4 protein-coding genes and 2 pseudogenes are annotated in these 3,532 nt (G+C 69.1%); 1 reads left to right on the plus strand and 5 read right to left on the minus strand.

The window, feature by feature from the left end; all coding sequences use genetic code 11:
* A pseudogene (locus GJ633_RS15005) lies at positions 1-427 on the plus strand (GMP synthase subunit A); the annotation flags it as partial.
* Between the two features lie 24 nt (positions 428-451).
* On the opposite strand, the pseudogene GJ633_RS15010 reads toward GJ633_RS15005, so the two are convergent.
* The 5 genes and pseudogenes from GJ633_RS15010 to ftsZ all read right to left on the minus strand — a co-directional run bounded on the left by GJ633_RS15010 (position 452) and on the right by ftsZ (position 3,211).
* Positions 452-885, minus strand: a pseudogene (locus GJ633_RS15010) (universal stress protein).
* A gap of 87 nt (positions 886-972) precedes the next feature.
* Positions 973-1,170: an HVO_0649 family zinc finger protein gene (locus GJ633_RS15015; protein WP_156589449.1), complete on the minus strand. Its 198-nt coding sequence runs from the start codon at positions 1,168-1,170 to the stop codon at positions 973-975.
* A 123-nt stretch (positions 1,171-1,293) separates the two neighbouring features.
* Positions 1,294-1,746: a transcription elongation factor Spt5 gene (locus tag GJ633_RS15020; RefSeq protein WP_156589450.1), complete on the minus strand. Its 453-nt coding sequence runs from the start codon at positions 1,744-1,746 to the stop codon at positions 1,294-1,296.
* Positions 1,746-1,922 carry a protein translocase SEC61 complex subunit gamma gene (locus tag GJ633_RS15025; RefSeq protein ID WP_006628863.1) on the minus strand — a complete coding sequence of 59 codons (177 nt, stop codon included), beginning with the start codon at positions 1,920-1,922 and terminating at the stop codon, positions 1,746-1,748. Before GJ633_RS15025 ends, GJ633_RS15020 begins: the two co-directional genes overlap by 1 nt.
* A gap of 137 nt (positions 1,923-2,059) precedes the next feature.
* Positions 2,060-3,211 (minus strand): cell division protein FtsZ, encoded by a 1,152-nt coding sequence (gene ftsZ / locus GJ633_RS15030; protein WP_156589451.1) that lies wholly within the window; start codon positions 3,209-3,211, stop codon positions 2,060-2,062.
* Positions 3,212-3,532: the final 321 nt, after the last annotated feature.

A 3,532-nucleotide genomic window follows, 5' to 3' on the forward strand; every position in this document is an offset into this window, starting at 1 on the left:
CGACGGGGTCGTCCTCTCGGGGGGGACCCGACATGGACCGCGTCGGCAACGCGCGCGACTACCTCGACGGTGACGTCCCCGTGCTGGGGATCTGTCTCGGGATGCAACTGATCGCGGACGCCCTTGACGGCGCGGTCGGGGGAGGCGACTACGGCGGCTACGCCGACGTCGACGTGCGGATCGTCGACGAGGGCGACCCGCTCGTCGGGTCGCTCGCGCCCGAGACCCGCGTCTGGGCGTCGCACGCCGACGAGGTGACCGCGCTCCCGGACGGTTCGCGCGGACCGCTACGTCCGACGTCTGTGACATCGAGGCGATGGCGAACCCGGACGCCGGGCTGTACGGGGTCCAGTGGCACCCGGAGGTCGCGCACACGGAGCGCGGCGAGGAGGTCTTCGAGAACTTCGTCGCGATCTGCGAGTCCTGAGCCGCGTCGCTCGCGCGCGACGGCTCACGCTCCGTCCTCGGGAACCCGCGTGGTCAACACCGGAATCGGGCTGTGTCTGACGACCCGCTCGGCCACCGACCCGGCGGCGAGGAACCGACCGATCCCCGTCCGCCCGTGCGTTCCCATCACGATCAGGTCCGCGCCGTAGGCGGCCGCGCCGTCGATGATCTCCTCGGGGGGACGGCCGCGCCGGAGGTGTTTTTCGACCTCGATCCCGCGTTCTGCGGCCGCGTTCGCGGCCGCGTCGAGCGCGCGCTCGCCACGCTCCTCCTCGCGTTCGACGACCACGTCCCACTCGTCCGCGCCCGCGATCCCCTCGTCGACGACGAACAGCGCGTGGATCCGCGCGTCCGTCAGGACGGCGAGCGAGCAGGCGTGTGCGACGGCCGCCTCGCTCCCCGGGTCCCGTCGGTCGGACAGCAGATGGCGTCGTACATGGCGGTGCGACTCACGCGGCGGTGTGAGTTAATCGTTGTCGTGGGGAGAAGGAGAACGACCGGGCAGAGCTGGTACCGACGGACGTGTCAGAGCTGGTACCGACGGACGTGTTCGGTGCCGCAGCTCGGGCACTCCCGCCGGTACTCCACGGTCGCGCCGGACGTGGCCGCCCGCCAGACGGCGTCGTCGTCGACGAACCCACAGGAGTCGCAGGCGTGTGGCTGCCCGTCGAACCGGGATCGGAGCCGATCGAACGCCGTCGTCCCTCCGTAACTGGATGACATACGTTATCAGTACACATAGGTACGCGATAGCACGACTAATAGCTACCGGTCGGACACCAGTACCCACCGGTCAGACGGCTATCGAACGCGTCGACGGCGGAGAAGGGACGGGGCGGGTCGGTCTCAGCGCTCGTCCGAGTCGAGCACCCGGATCTGGTCGCCGCGGACCGTCACCGGAATCGGGACGGTCGCCTCGTACAGTTCGACGGTCACCTGGTCTTTCCCCTCGTCGATGCGCTGGACGCGGGCCTTCTCGCCTTTGAACGGGCCGGCGATCAGCTCGACGATGTCGCCCTCGGCGATACCCTCGACGTCCGGGGTCGGCGAGAGGAAGTGCTCGACCTCGGAGAAGGGGCTCTCCGCCGGGCCGTCCGCGCCCTGAATGACGCCGCGAGCGTGCGGGATCTCGTCGAGGACCCGCGCGAACACGCTGCCGTCGGTCGCCTCGACCATCACGTAGCTCGTCAGCTGGTCGGGGGCGATGACCGCCAGGATCTCGGGCATCTCCTTCTCGGCGAGCATGTCGGCGACGGTCCGCTCCTGGCTCGCCGTGGTCTTGACCGAGTAGATCGGCATTACGCGCCGACCCCCGGGAGGAGGCTCATGATCGCGAACATCAGGAAGCCGATGAAGCCGATGAGGAGGATCCCGGCGCCGGCGATCTTCGACACCTGGAGGAACTCGTCGGTGCTCGGCGTGCTCGCCAGCTTCAGCACCCGAATGTAGCTGTTGAGGTCGTACGGAACGTCCATGTTGCGAGCAGGTTCGAGTCGAGACGGTTTTTACCTTTTGATGCGCCCCGAATCGGTCCGATCCGCGGCGACGCGGCCGGTCGGCGGCGCCGGTCCGTCACCACCCGTCGACGGGCGACGGCAGACGGATCGGCTCGTCACTCCACGTAGTCGATGTCCTCGACGTCGGCGGCGCCCTCCGGCGGCTCGCCGTTGCGGCCGTAGATCTGCGGCGACTCGACGCCCGTCACCACGATCATCGTGCGCATCTCGCCTTCGAGGTCCTCGTCGACGGAGGTGCCCCAGATGATCCGGGCGTCGGGGTCGATCCGGTCGTAGATCTCCTCGACGACGCCCTCGGCCTCCTCGATCGACATGTCGGTGCCGCCGGTGACGTTCACCAGCGCGGAGTTGGCGCCGGAGATGTCGACGTCGAGAAGCGGGGAGCGCAACGCGGACTTCACCGAGTCGGTCGCCTTCGAGTCGGAGTCGGACTCGCCGAGCCCGATCATCGCGACGCCGCCCTTCTCCATTACGGTCCGGACGTCGGCGAAGTCGAGGTTGACCAGCCCGGGCATCGTGATGAGCTCCGTGATCCCCTTCACCGAGCGCATCAGCACCTCGTCGGACACCTTGAACGCCTGGCGGACGGGGAGCTTCCCGACCGCGTCCAGCAGCCGGTCGTTGGGGACGACGATGACCGTGTCCGAGACGTCGCGGAGGCGTTCGAGCCCAGCCTCGGCGTTCGTCCGCCGGACCTCGCCTTCCGCCGTGAACGGGGTCGTGACGATGGCGATGGTGAGCGCGCCGGACTCGCGGGCGGCCTTCGCGACCACCGGCGCGGAGCCGGTCCCCGTGCCGCCGCCGAGCCCGGCCGTGACGAACACCATGTCCGAGCCGTCGATGGCGTCCTGGATCTCCTCTTGGGACTCGATGGCGGCCTCCTCGCCGACCTGCGGGAGCGACCCGGCGCCCCGGCCCTGGGTCTTCTGTTGACCCATCAGGATCTTCGTGTCCGCCTCGATGTTGACGAGGTGCTGGACGTCGGTGTTGGCGGCGACGAGCTTCGCGCCGTGGATCCCCTCCTCGGTCATCCGGTTGACGGTATTGCCGCCGGCGCCGCCACAGCCCACGACGGTGATGTTCGTCTGGAGGTCCTGGAGGACGTCCTGCAGCTCGTCGTCGGTCATGGTTCCAGTCTGCGGCGACGCTCCGGAGTGCGCGTCGTCGACGCCGTCGCCGACCTCCCCGGCGTCGTCCGCCGGGGATTCTTCGGCTTCGTCGATGGCGTCATCTACGATAGAGTCCATTATGTGGTGTGGTTGCGACCCGGACGTATTTATTTTTGCCCGATCGTCTGACAGCGGTCTGACGCCGCGAGCCCGTCGACGTCGACGGCGAGTCGACGGCGAGTCAGCGACGATACCGGGACGTCGATCCGATCGCCGCCCCGACGCTACCGATCTCGGTCCCCGTCGGCTTCGGACCCGGCGTCGGTTGACTCCCCGTCGGCGTCGGACCCGGCTGCCGGCCCCTCCTCACCCCCGCCGTCCTCCCCGCCTCCAACCGGGAAGCGCTTCTCGCGGGACCGCGACACGTCCGCGGGCGCGATCGACTCGCCGTCGACGTCG

Source organism: Halorubrum sp. CBA1125 (assembly GCF_009742825.1).
GTDB lineage: Archaea > Halobacteriota > Halobacteria > Halobacteriales > Haloferacaceae > Halorubrum.

Coding starts and splice junctions, on each gene's coding strand:
- GJ633_RS15025 (WP_006628863.1), bottom strand. CDS start 1,922: ATGGACGTTCCGTACGACCTCAACAGCTACATTCGGGTGCTGAAGCTG.
- GJ633_RS15020 (WP_156589450.1), bottom strand. CDS start 1,746: ATGCCGATCTACTCGGTCAAGACCACGGCGAGCCAGGAGCGGACCGTC.
- ftsZ (WP_156589451.1), bottom strand. CDS start 3,211: ATGGACTCTATCGTAGATGACGCCATCGACGAAGCCGAAGAATCCCCG.
- GJ633_RS15015 (WP_156589449.1), bottom strand. CDS start 1,170: ATGTCATCCAGTTACGGAGGGACGACGGCGTTCGATCGGCTCCGATCC.